At 56.3% G+C, this 21,199-nt stretch carries 20 protein-coding genes; 7 read left to right on the top strand and 13 right to left on the bottom strand.

Annotation, left to right across the window (positions count from 1 at the left end; genetic code table 11):
* Nucleotides 1-73: 73 nt before the first annotated feature.
* From ppdD to hofC, 3 genes are read left to right on the top strand one after another with little or no spacing between them, the layout of a single operon-like run.
* Nucleotides 74-526, top strand: a complete 453-nt coding sequence (ppdD, locus tag ACLRGG_RS10765; RefSeq protein ID WP_416249766.1) for a prepilin peptidase-dependent pilin — start codon at nucleotides 74-76, stop codon at nucleotides 524-526.
* Complete coding sequence (gene gspE, locus ACLRGG_RS10760) at nucleotides 523-1,926, top strand: type II secretion system protein GspE (RefSeq protein WP_416249765.1); 1,404 nt, start codon at nucleotides 523-525, stop codon at nucleotides 1,924-1,926. The genes ppdD and gspE overlap by 4 nt, the downstream gene beginning before the upstream one ends.
* Entirely contained in the window at nucleotides 1,919-3,118 is a 1,200-nt protein-coding gene (gene hofC / locus ACLRGG_RS10755; protein ID WP_416249764.1) for a protein transport protein HofC, read from the top strand. The genes gspE and hofC overlap by 8 nt, the downstream gene beginning before the upstream one ends.
* 258 nt (nucleotides 3,119-3,376) lie before the next feature.
* Here hofC and ACLRGG_RS10750 read toward each other — a convergent pair whose 3' ends face one another.
* Nucleotides 3,377-4,417 carry a GMP reductase gene (locus tag ACLRGG_RS10750; RefSeq protein ID WP_416249763.1) on the bottom strand — a complete coding sequence of 347 codons (1,041 nt, stop codon included), beginning with the start codon at nucleotides 4,415-4,417 and terminating at the stop codon, nucleotides 3,377-3,379.
* Nucleotides 4,418-4,659: 242 nt separating this feature from the next.
* Between ACLRGG_RS10750 and coaE the strand changes: the two genes are divergently transcribed.
* From coaE to yacG, 3 genes are read left to right on the top strand one after another with little or no spacing between them, the layout of a single operon-like run.
* Nucleotides 4,660-5,271 (top strand): dephospho-CoA kinase, encoded by a 612-nt coding sequence (gene coaE, locus ACLRGG_RS10745; protein ID WP_416249762.1) that lies wholly within the window; start codon nucleotides 4,660-4,662, stop codon nucleotides 5,269-5,271.
* 4 nt (nucleotides 5,272-5,275) lie between these two features.
* Nucleotides 5,276-6,019 (top strand): cell division protein ZapD, encoded by a 744-nt coding sequence (zapD, locus tag ACLRGG_RS10740; protein ID WP_416249761.1) that lies wholly within the window; start codon nucleotides 5,276-5,278, stop codon nucleotides 6,017-6,019.
* Nucleotides 6,020-6,030: 11 nt separating this feature from the next.
* Complete coding sequence (gene yacG / locus ACLRGG_RS10735) at nucleotides 6,031-6,246, top strand: DNA gyrase inhibitor YacG (protein WP_416249760.1); 216 nt, start codon at nucleotides 6,031-6,033, stop codon at nucleotides 6,244-6,246.
* Between the two features lie 58 nt (nucleotides 6,247-6,304).
* Here the strand turns inward: yacG and mutT are convergent, their stop codons facing one another.
* From mutT to secM, 3 genes are all read right to left on the bottom strand, one after another.
* Complete coding sequence (mutT, locus tag ACLRGG_RS10730) at nucleotides 6,305-6,703, bottom strand: 8-oxo-dGTP diphosphatase MutT (RefSeq protein ID WP_416249810.1); 399 nt, start codon at nucleotides 6,701-6,703, stop codon at nucleotides 6,305-6,307.
* Between the two features lie 283 nt (nucleotides 6,704-6,986).
* Nucleotides 6,987-9,692, bottom strand: a complete 2,706-nt coding sequence (gene secA, locus ACLRGG_RS10725) for a preprotein translocase subunit SecA (protein WP_416249759.1) — start codon at nucleotides 9,690-9,692, stop codon at nucleotides 6,987-6,989.
* Between the two features lie 76 nt (nucleotides 9,693-9,768).
* Nucleotides 9,769-10,272 (bottom strand): secA translation cis-regulator SecM, encoded by a 504-nt coding sequence (gene secM, locus ACLRGG_RS10720; RefSeq protein ID WP_416249758.1) that lies wholly within the window; start codon nucleotides 10,270-10,272, stop codon nucleotides 9,769-9,771.
* Nucleotides 10,273-10,293: 21 nt separating this feature from the next.
* On the opposite strand from secM, the gene ACLRGG_RS10715 reads away from it, so the two are divergent.
* Nucleotides 10,294-10,809, top strand: coding sequence for a DUF721 domain-containing protein (locus tag ACLRGG_RS10715; protein ID WP_416249757.1), 516 nt, complete (start codon nucleotides 10,294-10,296; stop codon nucleotides 10,807-10,809).
* Nucleotides 10,810-10,816: 7 nt separating this feature from the next.
* Here ACLRGG_RS10715 and lpxC read toward each other — a convergent pair whose 3' ends face one another.
* The 9 genes from lpxC to murD form a co-directional block, all read right to left on the bottom strand.
* Nucleotides 10,817-11,734 (bottom strand): UDP-3-O-acyl-N-acetylglucosamine deacetylase, encoded by a 918-nt coding sequence (gene lpxC, locus ACLRGG_RS10710; RefSeq protein WP_416249756.1) that lies wholly within the window; start codon nucleotides 11,732-11,734, stop codon nucleotides 10,817-10,819.
* 101 nt (nucleotides 11,735-11,835) lie between these two features.
* A complete protein-coding gene (gene ftsZ / locus ACLRGG_RS10705; protein WP_416249755.1) occupies nucleotides 11,836-12,990 on the bottom strand; it encodes a cell division protein FtsZ in 1,155 nt (384 codons plus the stop codon).
* A gap of 71 nt (nucleotides 12,991-13,061) precedes the next feature.
* The gene (gene ftsA, locus ACLRGG_RS10700; RefSeq protein WP_067706788.1) at nucleotides 13,062-14,318 is read right to left on the bottom strand and encodes a cell division protein FtsA; all 1,257 of its coding nucleotides are present in this window, start codon (nucleotides 14,316-14,318) and stop codon (nucleotides 13,062-13,064) included.
* Entirely contained in the window at nucleotides 14,315-15,151 is an 837-nt protein-coding gene (ftsQ, locus tag ACLRGG_RS10695) for a cell division protein FtsQ (RefSeq protein WP_416249754.1), read from the bottom strand. The genes ftsA and ftsQ overlap by 4 nt, the downstream gene beginning before the upstream one ends.
* Before the next feature lies 1 nt (nucleotide 15,152).
* Entirely contained in the window at nucleotides 15,153-16,073 is a 921-nt protein-coding gene (locus ACLRGG_RS10690) for a D-alanine--D-alanine ligase (RefSeq protein ID WP_416249753.1), read from the bottom strand.
* Nucleotides 16,066-17,541: a UDP-N-acetylmuramate--L-alanine ligase gene (gene murC / locus ACLRGG_RS10685; protein ID WP_416249752.1), complete on the bottom strand. Its 1,476-nt coding sequence runs from the start codon at nucleotides 17,539-17,541 to the stop codon at nucleotides 16,066-16,068. Before murC ends, ACLRGG_RS10690 begins: the two co-directional genes overlap by 8 nt.
* 73 nt (nucleotides 17,542-17,614) lie before the next feature.
* Entirely contained in the window at nucleotides 17,615-18,673 is a 1,059-nt protein-coding gene (gene murG / locus ACLRGG_RS10680) for an undecaprenyldiphospho-muramoylpentapeptide beta-N-acetylglucosaminyltransferase (RefSeq protein WP_416249751.1), read from the bottom strand.
* Entirely contained in the window at nucleotides 18,670-19,884 is a 1,215-nt protein-coding gene (ftsW, locus tag ACLRGG_RS10675) for a cell division protein FtsW (protein ID WP_416249750.1), read from the bottom strand. Before ftsW ends, murG begins: the two co-directional genes overlap by 4 nt.
* Nucleotides 19,884-21,197 (bottom strand): UDP-N-acetylmuramoyl-L-alanine--D-glutamate ligase, encoded by a 1,314-nt coding sequence (murD, locus tag ACLRGG_RS10670; RefSeq protein ID WP_416249749.1) that lies wholly within the window; start codon nucleotides 21,195-21,197, stop codon nucleotides 19,884-19,886. Before murD ends, ftsW begins: the two co-directional genes overlap by 1 nt.
* Nucleotides 21,198-21,199: the final 2 nt, after the last annotated feature.

The following is a 21,199-nucleotide window of genomic DNA, read 5'->3' as shown; positions in this document are numbered from 1 at the left end:
TCCATCATCTGTGGGTGGTCAGGCATTTTTACGGCTATTACGCTTCTCTCCCCACCACAGAAGGAGAGATGCAATGGAACAGCAACAAGGATTTACCCTGATTGAGTTGATGATTGTCATCGCTATCGTCGCTATTTTAAGTGCCATCGGCATACCGGCTTATCAGAACTACCTGCAAAAAGCCGCGTTAACCGATATGTTGCAAACCGCCATGCCTTATAAAACTGCCGTCGAGCTGTGTGCACTTGAACATGGCGGGCCTGTTAACTGTACTGAGGGCGTTCATGGCGTACCTACGGGGAAAGGTTCGCGCTATGTTGCTAAGGTTGCGGTTCAGGCTGGCACAATCACTCTTACCGGGCAGGAGAGCCTTTCCAGTCTGAACGTGGTAATGACCCCACAGTGGCAGGAATCCGAAGGGCTAATGAACTGGCGTCGCAGCTGTACCAGCCAGCAGCCTGCTCTCAGGGAGGCCTGTGAAAGCCTGTTCCGCTTTGATGATGGGGATAAGGGAGAGCTGAAATGACGTCGCTCTCCACCCGCAACGCCATTGAAACCCTCTGTCGCCAGCATCAGGCGGTGATTTTAGCGCTAACCGATGAGCGACTACATATCGCCGTCGCCGAACCCCCTTCGGTTGAAATGATGGAAGCCCTGCGTTTTGCTACCCATGCGGCTATTGAGGTTGAAAGCTGGCCACCGGCGCGGCTCGACCAATATATTCAGGCTCAGGGATCCGGAACGGGGGATGAAACATCGGCGCGGGCTGGCCCTGCTGATGCCGTTCCGGAACGCATCGATCAGCTCCTGCAGCTGGCGATCCAGCGGCGGGCTTCCGATATTCACATTGAGCCCCAGTCGCACCTAATCCGCATTCGGCTCAGGGTAGATGGCGTATTGCAAAGCCTCCCCACCCACCCGGCGGATGTGGGTGCATCGCTCATCGCGCGGCTGAAGATCCTTGCCGGTCTGGATATCGCCGAGCGTCGCATACCACAGGACGGACAGTTTACCCTGGAGCTGAATGACCGTACTGAGTCATTCAGACTGTCGACGCTGCCCACGCGATATGGTGAAAAAGCCGTGATCAGACTCCTCCAGGGGAGCAGTCAGTCCGTGATGCTGGAAAATCTGGGTATGCCTGCGGCATCCCTGCGGCGTTTTCGCGAAATACTCTCGCGCCCGCAGGGGCTGATTCTGGTTACCGGACCGACCGGAAGCGGCAAGACCTTCACGCTGTACAGCGGCCTGAGCTGGCTTAACTGCCCCCAGCGCAATATATGCAGCGTAGAAGATCCTATCGAAATCCCGCTGTCCGGCGTGAATCAGACGCAGATCCATCCCAGGGCTGGCCTCGATTTTGGCCGTATTCTGCGCGCCCTGCTGCGCCAGGACCCTGACGTTATTATGCTCGGTGAAATACGTGACGCTGAAACGGCAGAAATTGCCATTAAGGCTGCCCAGACGGGCCATCTGGTGCTGTCGACGCTGCACACTAATTCAACAACCGAAACGCTGACGCGGCTTGGTCAAATGGGCATTCCGGGCTATTTGGTAGCCTCCGCCCTCAGGCTGGTTATCGCACAACGGCTGGTGCGGCGTCTTTGCCCTCACTGCCGCGAACCCGCTGAAGCCGTGGGTCATTTTCCTCAGGCCATATGGCCGGGAACCGTGCAGAACTGGCGGGCTGTCGGGTGCGAACACTGTTGTTCCGGCTTCTATGGTCGCCTTGCGCTATTTGAGCTTCTGCCTGTTTCAGCCCGCCTGCAGAACGCAATCGCAAATGAGCAGGGACCCGATGAGCTGGCCGCCATAGCGAAAAAACAGGGGATGAACTCGCTGTTTGTTGAAGGATTACACTGCGTTAATCGTGGAGAAACCACCCTGGAGGAGCTTAACCGCGTGGTAGGGCCGGAAAATGGCTGATCGACAGCTGTTTCGCTGGCATGCGCTGGATGAAGAGGGAAAAATGACCCGCGGCGCCTTCTTCTGTCACTCCAGACAGGAGGTAATGGATTTACTGGTCGCGAAAAACTATCAGCCGTTCAGGCTCTTCTCCGGGCGTCGTTATCGTGCCAGAGACTGGAAGTGGCACCATAAAACCAGCTTTTACCGGCAGCTTGCTACGCTGCTGAAAGCAGGGCTGACGCTGTCGGACAGTCTGAGTCTGATTGCGGACGGCCATGCCGAGGCCGGGTGGTCTGCGCTGCTCGTCCATATCCGGCAGCGCGTATCAGAAGGGATACCCTTTTCGGACGTACTGGCGCTCTGGCCGGACGTGTTTCCCGCGCTCTGCCCTGCCCTGATGAAAGTGGGAGAGATGACCGGCCAGCTGGATGAGTGTTGTCTCCAGCTGGCGCAGCAACAGGAGAGGCAGCAGCAGCTGCAAAAAAAGGTGGCTAAGGCACTACGCTATCCGCTCTTTATACTTGCCGTTGCGCTACTGGTCAGCCTGGGAATGCTGGTGTGGGTTCTGCCAGAATTTGTCTCCGTTTACCAGGCTTTTGATGCGCCACTGCCTGGGTTCACCGCTGCGGTAATCGCGCTTTCGGACTGGCTACGGCGTTTTGGGACGCTGTTTCTTCCCCTGCCCCTGTCAGGGACGGTCTGCTGGACGTGGTACACCCGCCGTTCGCCTGCTTTGCAGATGAGCTTTCAGCGGATCCTGCTGAAAATTCCGCTGATCGGCAGGCTCTATCGCGGCGGCCAGCTCAGTAAAATATTTACTATCCTGTCGCTTACCCAGCAGGCTGGCCTGACGCTACTGCAAAGCCTGCAGGCGGTGGAACACTCCCTGAATCATCGCCTCTGGCGCGAGGCTATCGTCGGCATCCAACAGCATATCTCCTCAGGAAGACCGCTCAGTCAGGCATTACAACAGCACCCACTCTTCACACCGCTCTGTTACCAGCTTATCAAAGTAGGCGAAGAAGCAGGATCGCTTGATAGCCTGTTGACCCGGCTGGCGAATTTTCATGAACAGTCAACTCAGGAGCTGGCAGACACGCTGGCTGCTTCACTTGAACCCCTGATGATGATCGTAACCGGCACAATGGTGGGAATACTGGTTATTGCCATGTATCTGCCCGTATTTAATCTCGGGGATGCGTTGGGGTAGTGTGCCTGTACTTGCCGCGTCACCGTCAGGCTGAGCGAAAAGAAGGGATGATCAAAAGCGTGAGTTTGAATGAGAGGCAGCATGGGATAGTGTTAACCCTCTCCTAAAGCTTACACCCTAAGGCACTTTCCCTGAAGCACACCCCCGCCGCCAGCGGCGAGAGAGGCGACAGGGGCGACAGGGGCGACAGGGGCGACAGGGCGCAAGATACACCAGAGGTGTCTGCTATATCCGTAGTGACCAGAGTGGCCGCCAGCTTTAGCGGTTAAATACCTGGTTTTCCTGCTCGGCAACGCGAATAAAGGTCGTACGCTTGGTCAGCTCCTTCAGGCGTTCCGCCCCTACATAGGTACAGGCGGAACGCAACCCCCCCAGAATATCCCGGGCAGTGTACTCAACCGGGCCTCGTACCGGGAGCCTGACGGTTTTACCCTCCGCTGCGCGGTAATCCGCTACGCCGCCTACGTGGCGTTTCATCGCCGACTCGGAGCTCATTCCGTAGAACAGCATAAACCGTTCGCCATTCTCTTCGACAACCGTGCCTTCACACTCATCGTGCGCGGCCAGCATGCCACCGAGCATCACAAAATCGGCCCCGCCGCCAAACGCCTTAGCAACGTCTCCGGGAACGGAACAGCCGCCATCGCTGACGATCTGACCGCCCAGGCCGTGCGCCGCATCCGCGCACTCAATCACAGCAGAGAGTTGAGGATAGCCCACGCCCGTTTTGACCCGTGTGGTGCAGACGGAACCTGGCCCGATGCCCACCTTGACGATATCCGCACCGGAGAGGATAAGCTCCTCAACCATTTCACCGGTAACGACATTACCCGCACAGATAGTTTTGTCCGGGCAGGCTTCACGCGCACGCTTCAGGAACTCAACAAAATGTTCTGAGTAGCCGTTCGCAACGTCAATGCAGATAAAGTTCAGCAGCGGTGAAAGCGCCAGAATCTGCTGTAGCTTGAGGAAATCCGCATCAGAGGTGCCTGTGGAAACCATCACATGGCGCAGTACGTTATCAGGAACGCGAGAGACAAACGCCTGCCACTGCTCCACGCTGTAATGCTTATGTACGGCGGTCAGAACGTCAAAGGATGCCAGCGCTTCGGCCATGCTGAAGGTGCCAACGGTATCCATATTCGCAGCGATAATCGGCACGCCCGACCAGGCAACACCAGAATGTTTAAAGGTAAACTGACGGGTGAGTTCGACCTGAGAGCGGCTTTTGAGGGTGGAACGTTTAGGACGGATCAGCACATCCTTAAAGCCTAACTTGATATCTTCTTCAATACGCATGAGATGTTTCCTGGTTGATGGCGCAATCTGTCGATTGGGTGCTGCTACCAGCTCCAGTGACGTTATCATACGCGCTAAAAACGCCACGACAAGACTGCGAAAACAGCTTTATTTACGCTACAATCCCCTAAATTTATCCAAAACCCCGTCATGTGATCCGTGCCGCAGTTTTGACCCGGCGCAGCGCGGAATGTCTGACACATGAGCAACCTGCGACGCTGAAGCCATGGGAGGTAAGCCTTATGCGCTATACTGTTGCCCTTACCGGTGGGATTGGCAGTGGCAAATCGACCGTTGCCAATGCGTTTGCCGCCAGGGGAGTGGATATCGTGGATGCCGACGTCATTGCCCGACAGGTCGTCGAACCCGGACAGGCGGCACTGGTGGCCATCCAGCAGAAATTTGGGGGGGAAGTGATTCAGCAGGACGGTTCACTTAACCGCGCCGCGCTGCGCGAGCGTATTTTCAGCACCCCCCAGGACAAAGCCTGGCTCAACGCGCTGCTGCACCCGCTTATTCAGGCTGAGACCCGCCGCCAGCTGGGCAAGGTTCAGTCAGAATGGTGCCTGTGGGTGGTACCGCTTCTGGTCGAAAACAATTTGCAGCACCTGGCAAACCGGGTGTTGGTCGTGGACGTCGATCGCGACACTCAGCTTTCACGCACCATGCACAGAGACGGGATTACCCGTGAACAGGCTGAACATATTCTTGCTGCTCAGGCGACTCGCGAAATGCGGCTGGCTGCGGCAGATGACATTATAGATAACGGCGGTTCGCCCGATAAGGTGGCCGCCAGCGTTGCCCTTCTCGATCGGCGCTACAGGCTGCTGGCGCAGGCAACACACCAGGATTAACAGTATGAGCACAACCGTTTTATTTGAGTATCCGTTAAACGAAAAAATGCGTACATGGCTGCGTATAGAGTTTCTCATCCAGCAGCTGGAGCAAAGCCAGACCATTACCGATCATCATGGCGCGCTGACGTTCTTTCGCAATGCGTCAGAGCTGCTGGACGTGTTTGAGCGCGGAGAACTGCGCACCGAAATTATCAAAGAGCTGGAAAAGCAGCAGCAAAAGCTTCAGGCCTGGGCCGATGTACCCGGCGTTGATATGGAACGGGTCAACGCGCTGCGCGAGCATCTGAAAATGCGATCAACTGTGCTGATGGCTGCGCCGCGAATGGGTCAGCTGCTGCGCGATGACCGGCTTATCGGGCTAATTCGCCAACGCCAGAGCATACCGGGTGGCTGCTGTAGCTTTGATCTTCCTACTCTGCATATCTGGCTGCACCTGGAACAAGGCGTGCGTGATGCTCAGGTCGGGATATGGATGGCCTCGCTGAGTCCAATCCGCGAGGCACTCATGCTGATCCTCGATTTGATTCGTCAGTCGGGAAATTTCCGTAACCAAACCAGCCTGAACGGTTTTTTCCAGGATAACGCGGAAGGCGCTGAACTGCTGCGACTGCAGCTGGCGTTAGAGGAGTCCCTATATCCTCAGGTTTCCGGCCATAAGAGCCGTTTCGCCATTCGCTTCCTGCCGCTCGACAGTGAAAATGGCGACGTTCCGGCACGGCTCGATTTTGAACTCGCCTGTTGTTAAGGTTATGACTAATGAATAAAGATGAAGTGATCAGCGTTAACTGCCCGACCTGTGCCAAAGAGGTGATCTGGGACGAATTAAGTCCGTGGCGTCCCTTCTGCAGCAAGCGCTGTCAGCTCATTGATCTGGGTGAGTGGGCAGCAGAAGAGAAACGTATCGCCAGCGGCGGCGGTATCTCCGAAAGTGAAGACTGGAGCGAAGACTCGCTTCCACCGTATGAACATTAAGAACCGAAACCGCAGGGTTTTCTCTTCAGGCAGATGATGACCGACAAGGCTGATCTGACTATGGATGAGCCTCTGCCTGAAGGCGGGCAACAATGGGTTTGTTTGCAGGCGGAAATTCATCTGCCTGTAACTCCGCTGCTGACAGCCAGCGGACAGGCTGGCCTTCACGACCATAAGGGGTGCCCTGCCACCGCTCGACAATATAAAAATGCAGAGTGACATGCAGAGTGTTGTCCGCATGAACGGCAGTATCGTAGGCGATAGCATTTTCCACGCAGATACCCGTTTCTTCCAGCAGTTCACGACTTAGCGCCTGCTCAGGCGTCTCGCCCGCCTCTATTTTCCCACCGGGAAACTCCCACATATTGGCCATGTGTGAATCCGCTGAACGCTGGGCAATGAATATCATGCCTTTCTGGTCCTTTATAATGCCAACCACAACCTGTAGGTATTTCATCGTCATTAACGTCCTTTATTCTGCTCGCTATCGGGAATCATACACCCTGAATATGGCTTGATCGTGGTAACTTTGCACAGTATGACCAGGATAGTCAGGGGCATTCTTCCACACGTTTTCAACTGGGTTTACATCCTCTGCCGGCCTGGGCTGGGACATCTGCGCCAGCAAAGTAATCCCAGTGGCTACTATCCATTAGTCGTCTATGCTGCTGACAGGATGCAAAAAAAGGAAAAAAAAAGCACCCACCAAAAGGCTGGGTGCCATTTATATTCAGTCAGGATCAGGCAAGACGTCCATGACACTGTTTGTATTTTTTACCCGATCCGCACGGGCAAAGATCGTTACGCCCTACTTTGCGGTCACCGGTCTGATCGGCCAGTTCAATCGCGGCCTCAGTTTCGGTTTCAACGTGGCTTAACTGCTGCTGCTGAGCAAGACGCTCCGCTTCTTCACGGCGCTGCTCCTCCATCGCTTCCACTTCTTCCGGCATGCGCACCTGAACCTTACAGAGGGTGCTGATCACCTCATATTTCAGTGATTCCAGCATCGCGGCAAACATCGCAAAGGATTCGCGCTTGTACTCCTGCTTCGGATCCTTCTGTGCGTAGCCACGCAGATGAATACCCTGACGCAGATAATCCATCGCGGCCAGATGCTCTTTCCAAAGGGAATCCAGAGTCTGCAACATCACGCCTTTTTCAAAGCTGCGCATCATTTCAAGGCCGACAACCTCTTCTTTCAGCAGGTACTGCGCTTTAGCCTGCTCCATAATCCGTTCGCGAAGGGTCTCTTCATGCAGCTCAGGCTCTTTATCCAGCCACTCTGCCACCGGCATATGCAGGTCGAAGTCATTTTTCAGACGCTCTTCCAGACCGGTGACGTCCCACATCTCTTCAAGCGACTGAGGGGGAATAAAGGTGTCAATGGTGGTTTTGAAGACATCGTCACGGATGCTGGCGATGGTTTCAGACACATCTGACACGTCCAGCAGTTCGTTACGCTGACTGTAAATGGCACGACGCTGATCGTTGGCGACATCGTCATATTCCAGCAACTGCTTACGGATATCGAAATTGCGGCTTTCAACCTTGCGCTGGGCGTTAGCAATCGCTTTGGTCACCCACGGATGCTCAATCGCTTCACCAGGCTTCATACCCAGCTTACGCATCATATTCGTTACGCGATCGGAGGCGAAAATACGCATCAGCGCATCTTCCATGGACAGATAGAAACGGGATGAACCGTTGTCCCCCTGACGGCCTGAACGGCCGCGCAGCTGGTTATCAATACGGCGCGATTCGTGGCGCTCGGTACCGATAATATGCAGACCGCCGGAGGCCAGCACCGCATCATGACGGATCTTCCAGGCAGATTTAATCGCTTCTATCTGTTCAGCAGTGGGGTCGGTCAGTTCAGCAATCTCTGCCTGCCAGCTGCCGCCCAGCACGATATCCGTACCACGGCCTGCCATGTTGGTTGCAATCGTCACCGCACCCGGCTGGCCAGCCTGTGCCACAATATCTGCCTCGCGGGCGTGGAATTTGGCGTTCAGGACGGCGTGTTTAATACCGGCCCGCGACAGCTCCTCCGACACCACTTCCGATTTTTCGATAGAAATGGTACCGACCAGCACCGGCTGACCGTTAGCGGTACGCTCACGGATATCCTCGATGATGGCATCAATTTTCTCTTTCTCGGTCATATAGACCAGGTCCGGCAGATCCTTACGAACCATCGGACGGTTGGTTGGAACGACGATGGTTTCCAGCTTATAAATCGAGCTGAACTCGAAGGCTTCGGTATCTGCCGTACCGGTCATACCGGCCAGCTTATTATACAGACGGAAATAGTTCTGGAAGGTAATGGAGGCCAGCGTCTGGTTCTCATTCTGGATATCGACGCTTTCTTTCGCTTCGATAGCCTGATGAAGCCCATCAGACCAGCGGCGGCCCTGCATCGTACGGCCAGTATGCTCATCGACAATGATGACTTCGCCATCTTTTACAATGTAATCCACGTCGCGGGTAAACAGCACGTGCGCGCGCAGCGCAGCCGTTACGTGGTGCATCATCATGATATTGCCCGGCGAATAAAGCGATTCGCCCTCCTGCATGATGCCTTCGCTGACCATCAGCTCTTCAATCGCGACCAGCCCACGCTCGGTGAGGTGTACCTGACGGGATTTCTCGTCCACAGAGAAGTGCCCTTCACCCTGGAAGCTGTCTGAATCCTCTTTTTCCTGACGGATCAGGTTAGGGATAATTTTATTTACTCTGATGTAAAGCTCAGAGCTGTCCTCTGCGGGTCCGGAGATGATCAGCGGCGTACGCGCTTCATCGATCAGGATGGAGTCAACCTCGTCCACCAGCGCATAGTTCAGCTTACGCTGTACGCGGTCCTCGGGGCTGAACGCCATGTTGTCGCGCAGATAGTCAAAGCCGTATTCGTTATTGGTGCCGTAGGTGATGTCCGCCGCATAGGCTTCACGCTTGGCAGGGGCAGGCATACCCGGCAGGTTGATGCCAATGCTCAGGCCGAGAAATTCAAACAGCGCACGGTTATTTTCGGCGTCACGCTGGGCCAGATAGTCGTTCACGGTAACCACGTGTACGCCTTCACCGCTCAGCGCATTGAGGTAGGCCGGCAGCGTTGCGGTCAGGGTTTTACCCTCACCGGTACGCATTTCCGCGATGCAGCGATTGTTGAGTACCATGCCGCCCAGCAGCTGGACGTCAAAGTGACGCATGCCAAACACGCGCTTACTGGCCTCACGCACGGTGGCGAAGGCTTCCGGGATGAGATTCTCCAGCACTTCGCCCCTGGCCAGACGCGCCCGGAATTCGACGGTTTTCGCTTTGAGCTCGTCGTCAGACAGCTTCTCGAAATCAGGCTCCATTTTGCTGATTTGCTCAACGACTTTACGCATGCGGCGCAGGGTACGATCGTTGCTGCTACCAAAAACCTTGGTCAATAATTTGATTAACATAATAAATAATTTCTCTCAGCCACCGCGTTCTGCGGTTTAGCATTTAGCTTCTAATGTAGTGGGTATGCGTCAGATATCAGGCGAGAGAAGCGGGTCCGGCACGAATACCCTGTACGCGCGACAGCCAGAGGCCGGGATGATAGCCGGGTGCGGAGGCCAGGGCAGGCCGCGCCGTCTGGCGGATAATAACCGGTGGCCGGGCTTCATGCGTCAGTAGCGCATTAAGCGTATCCAGCAGCGCCAGCTTATGGACCTCAAGCGGCAAAACCTGCTCGGCAGCAGGGAGACTGGCTGGCGTCAGCGTGAAGGAGAGATGGCGAATAACGGTACGAATGGCGTGCTGGTGCCAGTAGTCGACGTTAAAATTGGTGCGACGGACGCCCTCCTGGAGCAGCGCGAGGTGGTTACCACGCACCCCATTGCTGATATTCAGGCTTCTGGAAGAGGATTCTGATAAAGTTGTACGATCGCAGGCTGACGCGTGAGGCAGGCCAAGGCTCGCCGCGACCATCCCCAACAGGAGATGCGGCCAGAAGTAACGTCTGCCAAATTGTCGCCAACAATTTAAAATACCGATCACTGTTTTCCGCCGGAGCCCGCTATGCGTGATAGTCGCCCGCAATCAATTGAACATTTACTCGATGCCACCGAAGGTCAGGGGGTTCTGCAATCCATTCAGCAGCGTGCTGTCGCCCTGAACAAACTGAATATCGCCGTACGGGGGGTTCTTCCCGCCCAGCTTCATCCCTGGTGCCGCGTGGCAAACTTTCGCCAGGGCATTCTGGTGCTCGAAACGGCTAATGCCAGCTGGATGATGCGTCTTCGCTATGAACAATCCAGCCTGCTGTCAGCTTTACGTGCGCAAATATTACCATCATTGACCGCAATCGACATCAGGATAAATCCATCACTGGCGGCAAAAGGACAGGAAAGCGTACAGGAAAACAGCAGTCGGGCGATAAAGGAAGAAAAAACAGGTGGACGTGAGCTGAGTCAGCAGAGCGCGGAAATTTTAAGAGGCGTCGCGAGCCGTAGCCCGGAGAAGCTGAAAAAGATTATAGAACGACTGGCTGCACTGGCCGGAGAGAGTACCAGCTCAACCAGTCGTAATAAGTAACCTGGCGCTAAGCCAGAACCAGGTTTGGCGCCCTGAAGGTAACCGGCAGTTCGGCTTCATCTTCAAAGGTTGCCCATTCCCAGGCTTCCTGTCTGGCCAGAACGGCCTGCAACAGCTTGTTGTTCAGCGCATGGCCCGATTTGAATGCGGTAAAGGCACCGATAATGTTGTGACCACACATAAACAGGTCGCCGATAGCGTCGAGCATTTTGTGACGCACGAATTCGTCTTCGAAGCGTAAGCCGTCTTCGTTCAGTACGCGATAGTCATCTACCACAATGGCACAGTCAAAGCTGCCGCCCAGGCACAGGCCACGAGACTGCAACGCTTCAATATCACGCATAAACCCGAAGGTACGCGCGCGACTGATTTGACGGGCAAAGGCTTCAGCCGAGAAATCCATGCTGTAGCGCTGTGAGCTGGAATCGATCGCCGGATGGTTAAAGTCGATAGTGAAATCCAACGTAAACCCATTGTGTGGTCTGAACTCGGCCCACTTATCGCCATCTTCAACCCGGACAGGCTGTCTGATGCGCACGAATTTCTTCGCGCTATTCAGCTCTTCAATGCCGGCATCCATCAGCAGATAGACAAAGGGGGCAGCGCTGCCATCCATAATAGGAATTTCAGGCGCGTTCACTTCCACCACGATGTTATCAATACCCAGGCCAGCCAGAGCGGCGTTAAGGTGCTCGACCGTTGAAATACGTACGTCATGCTCATTAACCAGGCAAGTACAGAGCATGGTATCACGCACGGATTTAGCATCAGCCGGGAAATCCACCGGTGGATTCAAGTCAGTGCGGCGATAGATGACCCCGGTATTGGCCGGCGCAGGGCGTAACGTCAGTGTGACTTTCTTGCCGGTATGTAAACCGACACCTGTCGCCTGAACGATACGTTTTAATGTCCGTTGTTTGATCATCGCATTATCTCGCAAAATTACTCATCCGACCGCCAGTATAACTTACTGGCGGGCGAACACTTTAGCACAAAGAGCGGAGAATCCCAATTCTCAGGATATTCTTAATCTGCCTGCTTACGCAGGAAGGCGGGAATATCGAGATAATCAGGCTCTTTGTTGGTTTGCGCAGTCGGATCGTTGACCACTTTTGCCGCAGGTTTCTGCTCCTGAGGCAGCGGGGCCATGCCGTGCTGCTGATAGCGGTGATCCATCACAGGCTGCTGCTGCTTCTGGTTAGTGACCAGGGTAATCTCCGGACGCTTATCCATGCCGATACCTGTGGCGACAACGGTCACACGCAGTTCGTCGTTCATCTCAGGATCCAGAGAGGTACCGATAACCACGGTCGCGTTATCGGAGGCGAAGGCGCGGATGGTGTTACCCACCGTTTCAAACTCGTCCAGACGCAGGTCGAAGCCCGCCGTAATGTTAACCAGCACGCCCCGCGCACCGGAAAGGTCGATATCTTCCAGCAGTGGGCTGGAGATCGCCATTTCAGCGGCTTCTTCTGCACGGTCTTCACCGCAGGCCACGCCAGAACCCATCATCGCGTAGCCCATTTCGGACATCACGGTGCGCACGTCAGCAAAGTCGACGTTCATCAGGCCAGGACGGGTGATCAGTTCAGCAATACCCTGTACCGCGCCTTTCAGCACGTCGTTAGCTGCGCCAAACGCGTCCAGCAGGGAAATGCCGCGACCCAGTACTTTCAGCAGCTTGTCATTAGGAATGGTGATCAGAGAATCGACGTGTTTAGAAAGCTCAGCAATACCCTGCTCGGCAAATGCCATGCGTTTTTTGCCTTCAAAATTAAAAGGCTTGGTGACCACGGCAACCGTCAGGATACCCAGGTCTTTTGCCACTTCGGCCACAACCGGTGCTGCGCCTGTTCCGGTTCCGCCGCCCATACCTGCGGCGATAAACACCATGTCTGCACCTTCCAGTGCCTGACGCAGCGCTTCGCGATCTTCTTCAGCAGAGTTACGACCCACTTCCGGGTTCGCCCCTGCGCCCAGACCTTTGGTGATGCCATTACCGATCTGGATGGTCTGGCCGACAGCCGTTTTACGCAACGCCTGTGCGTCAGTGTTGACGGCAAAGAACTCGACACCTTCGATGCGCTCACGCACCATATGTTCTACGGCGTTACCGCCGCCGCCGCCGACGCCGATGACTTTAATCACCGCGTCATTGGTTAATTCCATTGGTTCAAACATAATTTCTCTCCGTTATGTGCCTGTCGCCTGGAGATCATAAAAAAGTCTAGCATGATCCCCTTTTATCAAAATTAAAACTCTTTTCTCAGCCAGCTGTTGATTCGTTTAAACCAGTTGCCCACCGAGGCTCTTTTTTCTACATCTGCCTCACCGTTGAGGTGAGACTCTTTTCCGTAGTGCAGTAAGCCTACTGCCGTAGAGTAGTATGGCTCCTGCGCGTAATCCGTTAATCCCGTAATGTTTAACGGCTGTCCAATACGCACCTGCGTGTGGAAAACGCGCTGGGCGCAGGCCGCTAATCCCTCAATCTGAGCCGCACCGCCGGTCAGGACGATGCCTGCTGCCAGGTGATGCTTCACGCCCTGCTGGCGCAGCTGTTCCTGCAACTGCAGGATTTCGTCGTTAACCAGATTCAGCAGCTCGGTATAACGCGGTTCGATCACCTCTGCCAGCGTCTGGCGCTGAAGGCTACGGGGTGGACGTCCGCCCACGCTCGGCACCTCAACATTTTCATCCTTACCGACGATGGAGCCCAGCGCACAGCCGTGACGCACTTTAATGGCTTCGGCATCCGTCGGCGGCGTACCAAACGCGTAGGCAATATCGCTGGTCACCACGTTGCCCGCATAGGGAATAACCTTGGTGTGACGCAGTGCCCCACCGGTATAAACCGCAATATCCATCGTGCCGCCGCCGACATCCACGACGCACACGCCAAGCTCACGCTCATCTTCGGTGAGCACGGCAAAGCTTGAAGCCAGGCCGGCGAAGATCAGTTGGTCAACTTTCAGTCCACAACGTTCAACGGCTTTAACAATGTTTTTCGCCATATCGTTGTGGCAGGTAATCAAATGCACTTTTGCCTGCATACGTACGCCAGACAGTCCCACCGGGTTTTTGATCCCTTCCTGGTAGTCGATGGCGTACTCCTGCGGGATCACATGGAGGATGCGGTGTTCATCCCGAACGCGAACCGATTTAGCGGTGTGTACCACATTTTCCACATCTTCCTGAGTCACTTCCTCTTCGGAAATAGGAACCATCCCTATTTCGTTCTGGCAGCTGATATGTTTACCCGATAATGCAAGGTAAACGGAGGAAATCTGGCAGTCAGCCATCAGCTCAGCCTGATCAATGGCGCGCTGGACGCATTTCACAACGGATTCAAGATCGTTTACGCCGCCTTTATCCATCCCCCGGGAAGGGCAGCTACCGACGCCGATGATGTTAACCATGCCGTCGGGCAGAATTTCACCTACCAAAGCGGCGACCTTAGCGGTGCCGATTTCAAGTCCAACTACCAGTTTTCTGTCCGTCGCTTTGATCATTGTTGTTTAACCTGTGCCTGATTCTGTTGCTGTTTACTGTCAGTGCTCTCAACCGCCGGTGCCCATCCTACTGCCGCGCCAGAGTCATACCGCAGATCGACATAGCTGATACGTTTGTTTCCCGCCTGCGCCTGCTGCTGTAGCGTTGGATAAAGCTGGATAAAGCGCTGAAGCCGTTTCATATCTTCATTGCGCCCTAACTCAAGACGGATATCGTCATCCAACACCAGTTGCCAGGACCGCCGGGCGGTCATTGATGCCACTTTCAACTTAAATTTGCTGGCAGCCAGCACATCGCTCATCTGGTGGTAGCCCGTCAGCACTTCAGACTCGCTGCCCTCAGGGCCGTACAGCATCGGCATCACCGCTTTGCCGAGATGGCTGGCCGGGACGCTAAAGGACTTCCCCGTCGCGTCCACCATATGCAGATCGTTCCAGCGCGCGACCGGAACATACTCCACCAGATGAATTTTCAACTCATCAGGCCACTGCTTGCGCACGCTCACCTGCTGGATCCACGGCAGACGCTCAATCTGCTGTTGAATCACATCCACATCCTGGGACATAAACGTTCCCGGCGCGCCCAGCGATAAAATCGCCTGGCGAATATCGTCGTTGGTGGTGTAGCGGGTCTGCCCCGTCACCACCAGCTTCGAGAGCGGCTGGCGCGAGGCGTCGTTCATCCACTTCACCACTACGAACCCAGCAGCCAATATCACGCCAAGCACCAACAGCAAAAAAATGATGCCGGCCAGCCGCGAACCATTACTGCGACCGGACCGCGCCTTCTCCTGCGCTTCACGGTTACGAACATTCAGAGCCGCCTGGGACATATCAGTCGGCAAGCTCCAGAATACGGGCGACCAGCTGGGAGAAGCTCATCCCGGCCTGCTTCGCCGCCATGGGAACCAGGCTGTGCCCGGTCATACCCGGTGAAGTGTTGACCTCCAGCAGATAAAACCGACCGTCGCCGCCCATCATCACGTCCACGCGTCCCCAGCCGCTGCAACCCAGTGCGCGCCAGGCTTTGATTACTATCTCGCTCAGTTCAGCTTCCTGTGTGACCGACAGCCCGCTTGGGCAGAAGTATTCCGTTTCGTCAGAGAAGTATTTCGCTTCATAGTCGTAAAATTCCGACCTGACCTGAATGCGGATCGAAGGCAGGATCTCGTCGCCAATGACCGCCACGGTATACTCCGGGCCACTCAGAAAGGCCTCAACCAGCACATCATCATCGTGGCGGAAAGCCTCATCCAGCGCGGCCTGTAGCGCCCCCACGTCATTCACCCGACTGATACCAACGCTCGACCCTTCACAGCTGGGTTTAACGAAAAGCGGCAGGCCCAGCGCCGCGATCCGTGCTTCCGTTTCGGGCGTCAGCCCGGCCTCCTGCTCCCGACGGGTAATCGCCACCCAGGGGGCGATGGGCAGGCCGCAACCCTGCCAGAGAAATTTGGTTCTTAGCTTATCCATGGTAATGGCCGACGCCATTACGCCGCTGCCGGTGTAGGGAATAGAGAGAAATTCCAGTACGCCCTGCAGCGTACCATCTTCGCCGCCGCGGCCATGCAGCGCGATAAAGGCTTTATCGAAGCCCTCTTCTTTCAGGCGCATCACCGGGAAGTCACGGATATCAACGGCATGAGCATCTATACCGGCTTCTTTCAGCCCGTTCAGAACGGCGCTGCCGGACATCAACGACACTTCACGTTCTGCCGACGTGCCACCCAGTAATACGGCGACTTTCTCAGCCATGATGATCACCTTCTTTATTCTGTAATTGTAACTTTTGATCGGCCAGATGACGCGCAATGCGCCCGACGTTTCCGGCACCCTGAACCAGAATCAGATCGTTACCGGAGAGCTTGGGTGCCAGCATTTCCAGCACCGCGTCATGGTCCGCGATCAGAATAGGGTCGACTTTCCCGCGACCGCGAATGGTCCGGCACAGCGAGCGGCTGTCAGCGCCCGGAATGGGCGTCTCGCCCGCGGAATAAACATCCAGCATCAGCAAAACGTCAACCTGAGACAGCACGTTAGCAAAATCGTCATACAGGTCGCGGGTGCGCGTATAGCGATGCGGCTGGAAAATCATCACCAGCTGTTTATCCGGCCAGCCCGCACGGGCGGCTTTAATGGTTGCATCCACCTCCGTCGGATGGTGACCGTAGTCATCCACCAGCATCGCCGTGCCTGCTGTACCGTCCGCGGCGGTGATGGGGAATTCCCCCAGCGAGTCGAAACGGCGTCCGGTTCCCTGAAAACTCTCCAGGGCGCTGAGGATCTCTGTATCCTCAATCCCCTCTTCCGTCGCGACGGCCACCGCCGCAGCGGCGTTAAGTGCGTTATGGCGGCCAGGCGCGTTAAGCGTTACCCGCATCAGCGGCTTATCCAGCCGGGCCAGAGTGAAATGTCCCTGCGCACCGTGCTGCTCATAGCTGGCGATGCGCACATCGGCATCTTCGCTGAAACCGTAGGTGGTTATCTGGCGACCCACGCGCGGGATCAGCTCGCGGATTACCGGATCGTCCACGCAGAGTACCGCACGGCCGTAAAACGGCAGGTTGTGCAGAAAGTTAATAAACGTCTGCTTCAGGTTTTCAAAGTCGCCCTGGTAGGTATCCATATGGTCGGCTTCGATATTGGTGACAATGGCCACCATCGGCTGAAGATGGAGGAATGACGCATCGCTCTCATCCGCCTCCGCAATCAGGTAGCGGCTGCTGCCCAGACGCGCATGGGTGCCTGCCGCTTTCACCAGGCCCCCGTTCACAAAGGTAGGATCCAGTCCGCCTTCGGCATAAATGCTGGACACCATCGCCGTGGTGGTAGTTTTACCGTGGGTGCCTGCAACGGCAATCCCGTGGCGGAATCGCATCAGTTCAGCCAGCATCTCCGCGCGGCGGATCACCGGGATGCGCGCTTCACGCGCGGCAACCAGCTCCGGGTTGTCATGCGAGACGGCGGTAGAGACCACCACCACGCTGGCATCGCTGACGTTTTCCGGGCGATGGTTGAAATAAATTGTCGCACCCAGTTTGCTCAGATGCTGGGTAACCGGGTTCGGCGCCAGGTCTGAGCCGCTGATTTCATAACCTTCATTGGCCAACACTTCGGCAATACCGCCCATGCCAGCACCGCCGATGCCAACAAAGTGGATGTGCCGGACGCGACGCATCTCGGGCACGATAGAACGCAGTTTTGCCAGTTGTTGTATATTCATCTTCTTTTGCCTGTCGGTACGTCACCGCACCGTATGTTGCGGGCCAGGTCGCCCTGCCCCTGAAAATCGTGTTTTATAACGCTGCGGCACTGACCTGTGCCGCAACGCGGTCGGTCGCATCCGGGACTGCCACGCTGCGCGCTTTTATCGCCATTTTTAACAGCCGGGGGCGATCCCACTGACCCAGCGTTTCCGCTACCGCATCCGCAGTAAACTGCGGCTGCTCATAAATTTTTGCCGCGCCCGCCTGCTCAAGCGGCAGCGCGTTCCAGTACTGCTGACGATCTTTATGCTGAAAGGGAACAAAGATAGCCGGCAGACCTGCTGCGGCCACTTCACTGACCGTCAGCGCCCCGGAACGGCACACCACCACGTCAGCCCAGGCATAGGCTTCAGCCATATCATCAATAAACTCGGTCACCCGATGCTGCGTCTGGTTGACCTGCTGATAAGCCTGATTCACGCTATCCAGCGCCCCTTTGCCAACCTGATGCCACAGCGTGATGGTATCGCCCGCTTTCGCCGCCACCTGCGGCATAGTCTGATTCAGCACCCGTGCGCCCTGACTGCCGCCGATCACCAGCACACGGATCGGGCCGGTGCGATTTGCCAGCCGCACCCCGGGCAGAGGCAGCGCCAGCACGTCGGTTCTGACCGGGTTACCGACCACATCCGCGTGTGGGAATGCGCCGGGGAACGCCTGCATCACCGTCTTCGCGATTTTCGCCAGCCATTTGTTGGTCAACCCGGCGATACCGTTTTGCTCATGCAGCACGACCGGGATGCCACAGCTCCATGCCGCCAGGCCGCCGGGGCCAGAGACATAGCCGCCCATACCCAGCACCACATCCGGGCGGTAAGCCTTCATAATGGCCCTGGCCTGACGCACGGCGGTAAAGATACGCAGCGGCGCGCTAAGCTGAGCCTTCAGGCCTTTGCCGCGCAGGCCGCTGATGCGAATAAAGTCGATTTCAATGCCATGCTTCGGCACTAAATCGGCCTCCATGCGGTCGGCGGTGCCCAGCCAGCGAACCTGCCAGCCCTGAGCCATCAGATGATGCGCAACCGCCAGCCCGGGGAAAACGTGCCCACCGGTTCCGCCAGCCATCACCATCAGTCGCTTCCCTTTCATCGACTACCTCGCGTAAACGCCTGCGCTTTAGCCAGACGTGTTTCATAATCTATACGTAACAAAAATACGATGGCGGTCGACATAATAATCAGACTCGACCCTCCGTAACTGATCAGCGGCAGCGTTAGCCCTTTGGTAGGTAACATGCCCGCAGCGGCACCCACGTTAACCAGCGCCTGGAAGCTAAACCAGACGCCAATCGAACAGCCGAGGAAACCGGAAAAACGCTGATCCTGCTCCAGCGCGCGGCGTCCAATCGACATCGCACGAAAAGCGACGAAGAATACCATTAACAGGGCTAAAACCACACCGATATAACCCAGCTCTTCACCGATAATCGAGAAGATAAAATCGGTGTGCGCTTCCGGCAAATACTCCAGTTTTTGCACCGAGTTGCCCAGGCCCTGCCCCCAGAATTCACCGCGGCCAAACGCCATCAGCGACTGGGTCAGCTGGTAGCCGCTGCCGAAAGGATCTTCCCACGGATTCCAGAAGGAGGTCACGCGGCGCATACGATAGGGTTCAGCAATAATCAGCAGGCAAACGGCAAAGACGCCCGAGCCGATAATTGCCAGAAATTGCCACATTTTCGCCCCGGCCAGAAACAGCATCGCCAGGGTGGTAACGAACAGTACCACTACCGTACCGAGGTCCGGCTGGGCCAGCAGTAAGACCGCCAGCACCACCATCACGCCCATCGGCTTACAGAAGCCCCAGAAGTTATTGCGAACCTCATCGACCTTGCGCACCAGATAGCTGGCCAGGTAGCAAAACAGTGACAGTTTGGACAGCTCTGCGGGCTGTATACGCAGCGGTCCCAGCGCGATCCAGCGCGAGGCACCGTTTACCGAACTGCCCACTACCAGCACAACCAGCAGCATCACCACCGTCACCAGCAGCATGATGTTGCTGTAGCGCTGCCAGAAATCCATCGGCACCCGCAGCGTGACCAGCGCCATACCAAACGCCAGCGCCAGATAGAAAGCGTCGCGCTTGGCGAAGAAGAAGGGATCGTCTGAGAGACGCTGCCCCACCGGCATAGACGCCGAGGTCACCATAACAAAGCCAACAATCGCCATGCCAATGGTCAGCCACAGTAGGGTACGATCGTAAAGAACCATCGAGCTGGCGTCGCTTTCTCGCGCGCCCATCACCCACTCTTTCAGACGATTAGAAAAGAAGGTGGCAAGACCAAAGCCGCGAATATTCATCAGCCAAGCTCCTTAGCCAGCTGCGTAAACGCATCACCGCGCTGCTCAAAGTTCTTAAACTGATCGAGGCTGGCACAGGCAGGCGACAGCAGAACAGTGTCTCCCGGCTTTACCTGTGCGGCGATATATTCCATCGCCTCAGCCAGGGTTTCCGTCTGCATGGCGATCTCAGGGCGCAGAGCAGCCAGGGCGGCGCGATCGCGGCCAAAGCAGCAGATGCGGACGTTATCGGACAGGTAGCGACTCAGCGGGCTGAAATCAGCGGCCTTGCCATCGCCGCCCAGCAGCAGCCAGAGCGTGCCCGCAACCTTAAGCCCGTTAAGCGCGGCTTCGGTGCTGCCGACGTTGGTCGCTTTCGAGTCGTTAATCCAGCTCACGCCGTTATGCCTGTAAGCCAGCTGAAACCGGTGCGCCAGCCCGCCAAAGGTGGTCAGCGCCTTCAGGCTGGATGCGCGCGGCAGGCCAACCGCGTCGGCCAGCGCCAGCGCCGCCAGCGCGTTGGTATAGTTATGCTGCCCGGTAAGCAACATTTCATCCGTATTGAGCACCTTCTCTCCCTTCACCCGCAGCCAGATGCTGCCCTGCTGGCGGTTGAGATGATAATCGCCCACGTCCGCGCCAAAGCTTACGCAGCGCTTATCGGCACCCCGTACCGGCATGGTCATCGCATCGTCTGCATTAACCACGCAGACGCTGGCCTGCTCGTAAACGCGCAGCTTGGCCGCGCGATACTGCTGAAGGCCGAACGGATAGCGATCCATATGATCTTCCGTCACGTTAAGCACGGTCGCGGCGGCGGCCTTCAGGCTGCAGGTGGTTTCAAGCTGAAAGCTCGACAGCTCAAGCACGTAAAGCTGCGCAGGCTGATTAAGCAGCATCAGCGCAGGCAGGCCGATATTTCCACCCACGCCGACCTGCCAGCCTGCGGCCTGCGCCATCTCACCGACCAGCGAGGTGACGGTGCTTTTGCCATTGGAGCCGGTAATCGCCACAATCGGCGCCTGTGCTTCCCGACAGAACAGTTCGATATCGCCAACGATCTCCACACCGGCATCCGCTGCTGCCGCCAGAGACGGATGCGCAAGCGGCATTCCAGGGCTGGCAACGATCAAATCGGCATCAAGCAGCCAGTCGTCGTTAAGCGAACCCAGCCAGCACGCCACCGTCTCCGGCAGCTTGTTAAGGCCGGCTGGCGCGACACGGGTATCCATCACGCGCGGCGTCACGCCACGCGCTAAAAAGAAATCAACACAGGACTGGCCGGTGAGGCCGAGCCCGATAATGACCACTTTTTTACCCAGATAGTCTGCCATTT

Origin of the sequence: Erwinia sp. PPS120, from assembly GCF_047918655.1 — a bacterium.
Taxonomy (GTDB): domain Bacteria; phylum Pseudomonadota; class Gammaproteobacteria; order Enterobacterales; family Enterobacteriaceae; genus Erwinia; species Erwinia tasmaniensis_A.
This window is presented reverse-complemented; position numbering and strand designations above follow the sequence as displayed.

Coding starts and splice junctions, on each gene's coding strand:
- ppdD (WP_416249766.1), top strand. CDS start 74: ATGGAACAGCAACAAGGATTTACCCTGATTGAGTTGATGATTGTCATC.
- gspE (WP_416249765.1), top strand. CDS start 523: ATGACGTCGCTCTCCACCCGCAACGCCATTGAAACCCTCTGTCGCCAG.
- hofC (WP_416249764.1), top strand. CDS start 1,919: ATGGCTGATCGACAGCTGTTTCGCTGGCATGCGCTGGATGAAGAGGGA.
- ACLRGG_RS10750 (WP_416249763.1), bottom strand. CDS start 4,417: ATGCGTATTGAAGAAGATATCAAGTTAGGCTTTAAGGATGTGCTGATC.
- coaE (WP_416249762.1), top strand. CDS start 4,660: ATGCGCTATACTGTTGCCCTTACCGGTGGGATTGGCAGTGGCAAATCG.
- zapD (WP_416249761.1), top strand. CDS start 5,276: ATGAGCACAACCGTTTTATTTGAGTATCCGTTAAACGAAAAAATGCGT.
- yacG (WP_416249760.1), top strand. CDS start 6,031: ATGAATAAAGATGAAGTGATCAGCGTTAACTGCCCGACCTGTGCCAAA.
- mutT (WP_416249810.1), bottom strand. CDS start 6,703: ATGAAATACCTACAGGTTGTGGTTGGCATTATAAAGGACCAGAAAGGC.
- secA (WP_416249759.1), bottom strand. CDS start 9,692: ATGTTAATCAAATTATTGACCAAGGTTTTTGGTAGCAGCAACGATCGT.
- ACLRGG_RS10715 (WP_416249757.1), top strand. CDS start 10,294: ATGCGTGATAGTCGCCCGCAATCAATTGAACATTTACTCGATGCCACC.
- lpxC (WP_416249756.1), bottom strand. CDS start 11,734: ATGATCAAACAACGGACATTAAAACGTATCGTTCAGGCGACAGGTGTC.
- ftsZ (WP_416249755.1), bottom strand. CDS start 12,990: ATGTTTGAACCAATGGAATTAACCAATGACGCGGTGATTAAAGTCATC.
- ftsA (WP_067706788.1), bottom strand. CDS start 14,318: ATGATCAAAGCGACGGACAGAAAACTGGTAGTTGGACTTGAAATCGGC.
- ftsQ (WP_416249754.1), bottom strand. CDS start 15,151: ATGTCCCAGGCGGCTCTGAATGTTCGTAACCGTGAAGCGCAGGAGAAG.
- ACLRGG_RS10690 (WP_416249753.1), bottom strand. CDS start 16,073: ATGGCTGAGAAAGTCGCCGTATTACTGGGTGGCACGTCGGCAGAACGT.
- murC (WP_416249752.1), bottom strand. CDS start 17,541: ATGAATATACAACAACTGGCAAAACTGCGTTCTATCGTGCCCGAGATG.
- murG (WP_416249751.1), bottom strand. CDS start 18,673: ATGAAAGGGAAGCGACTGATGGTGATGGCTGGCGGAACCGGTGGGCAC.
- ftsW (WP_416249750.1), bottom strand. CDS start 19,884: ATGAATATTCGCGGCTTTGGTCTTGCCACCTTCTTTTCTAATCGTCTG.
- murD (WP_416249749.1), bottom strand. CDS start 21,197: ATGGCAGACTATCTGGGTAAAAAAGTGGTCATTATCGGGCTCGGCCTC.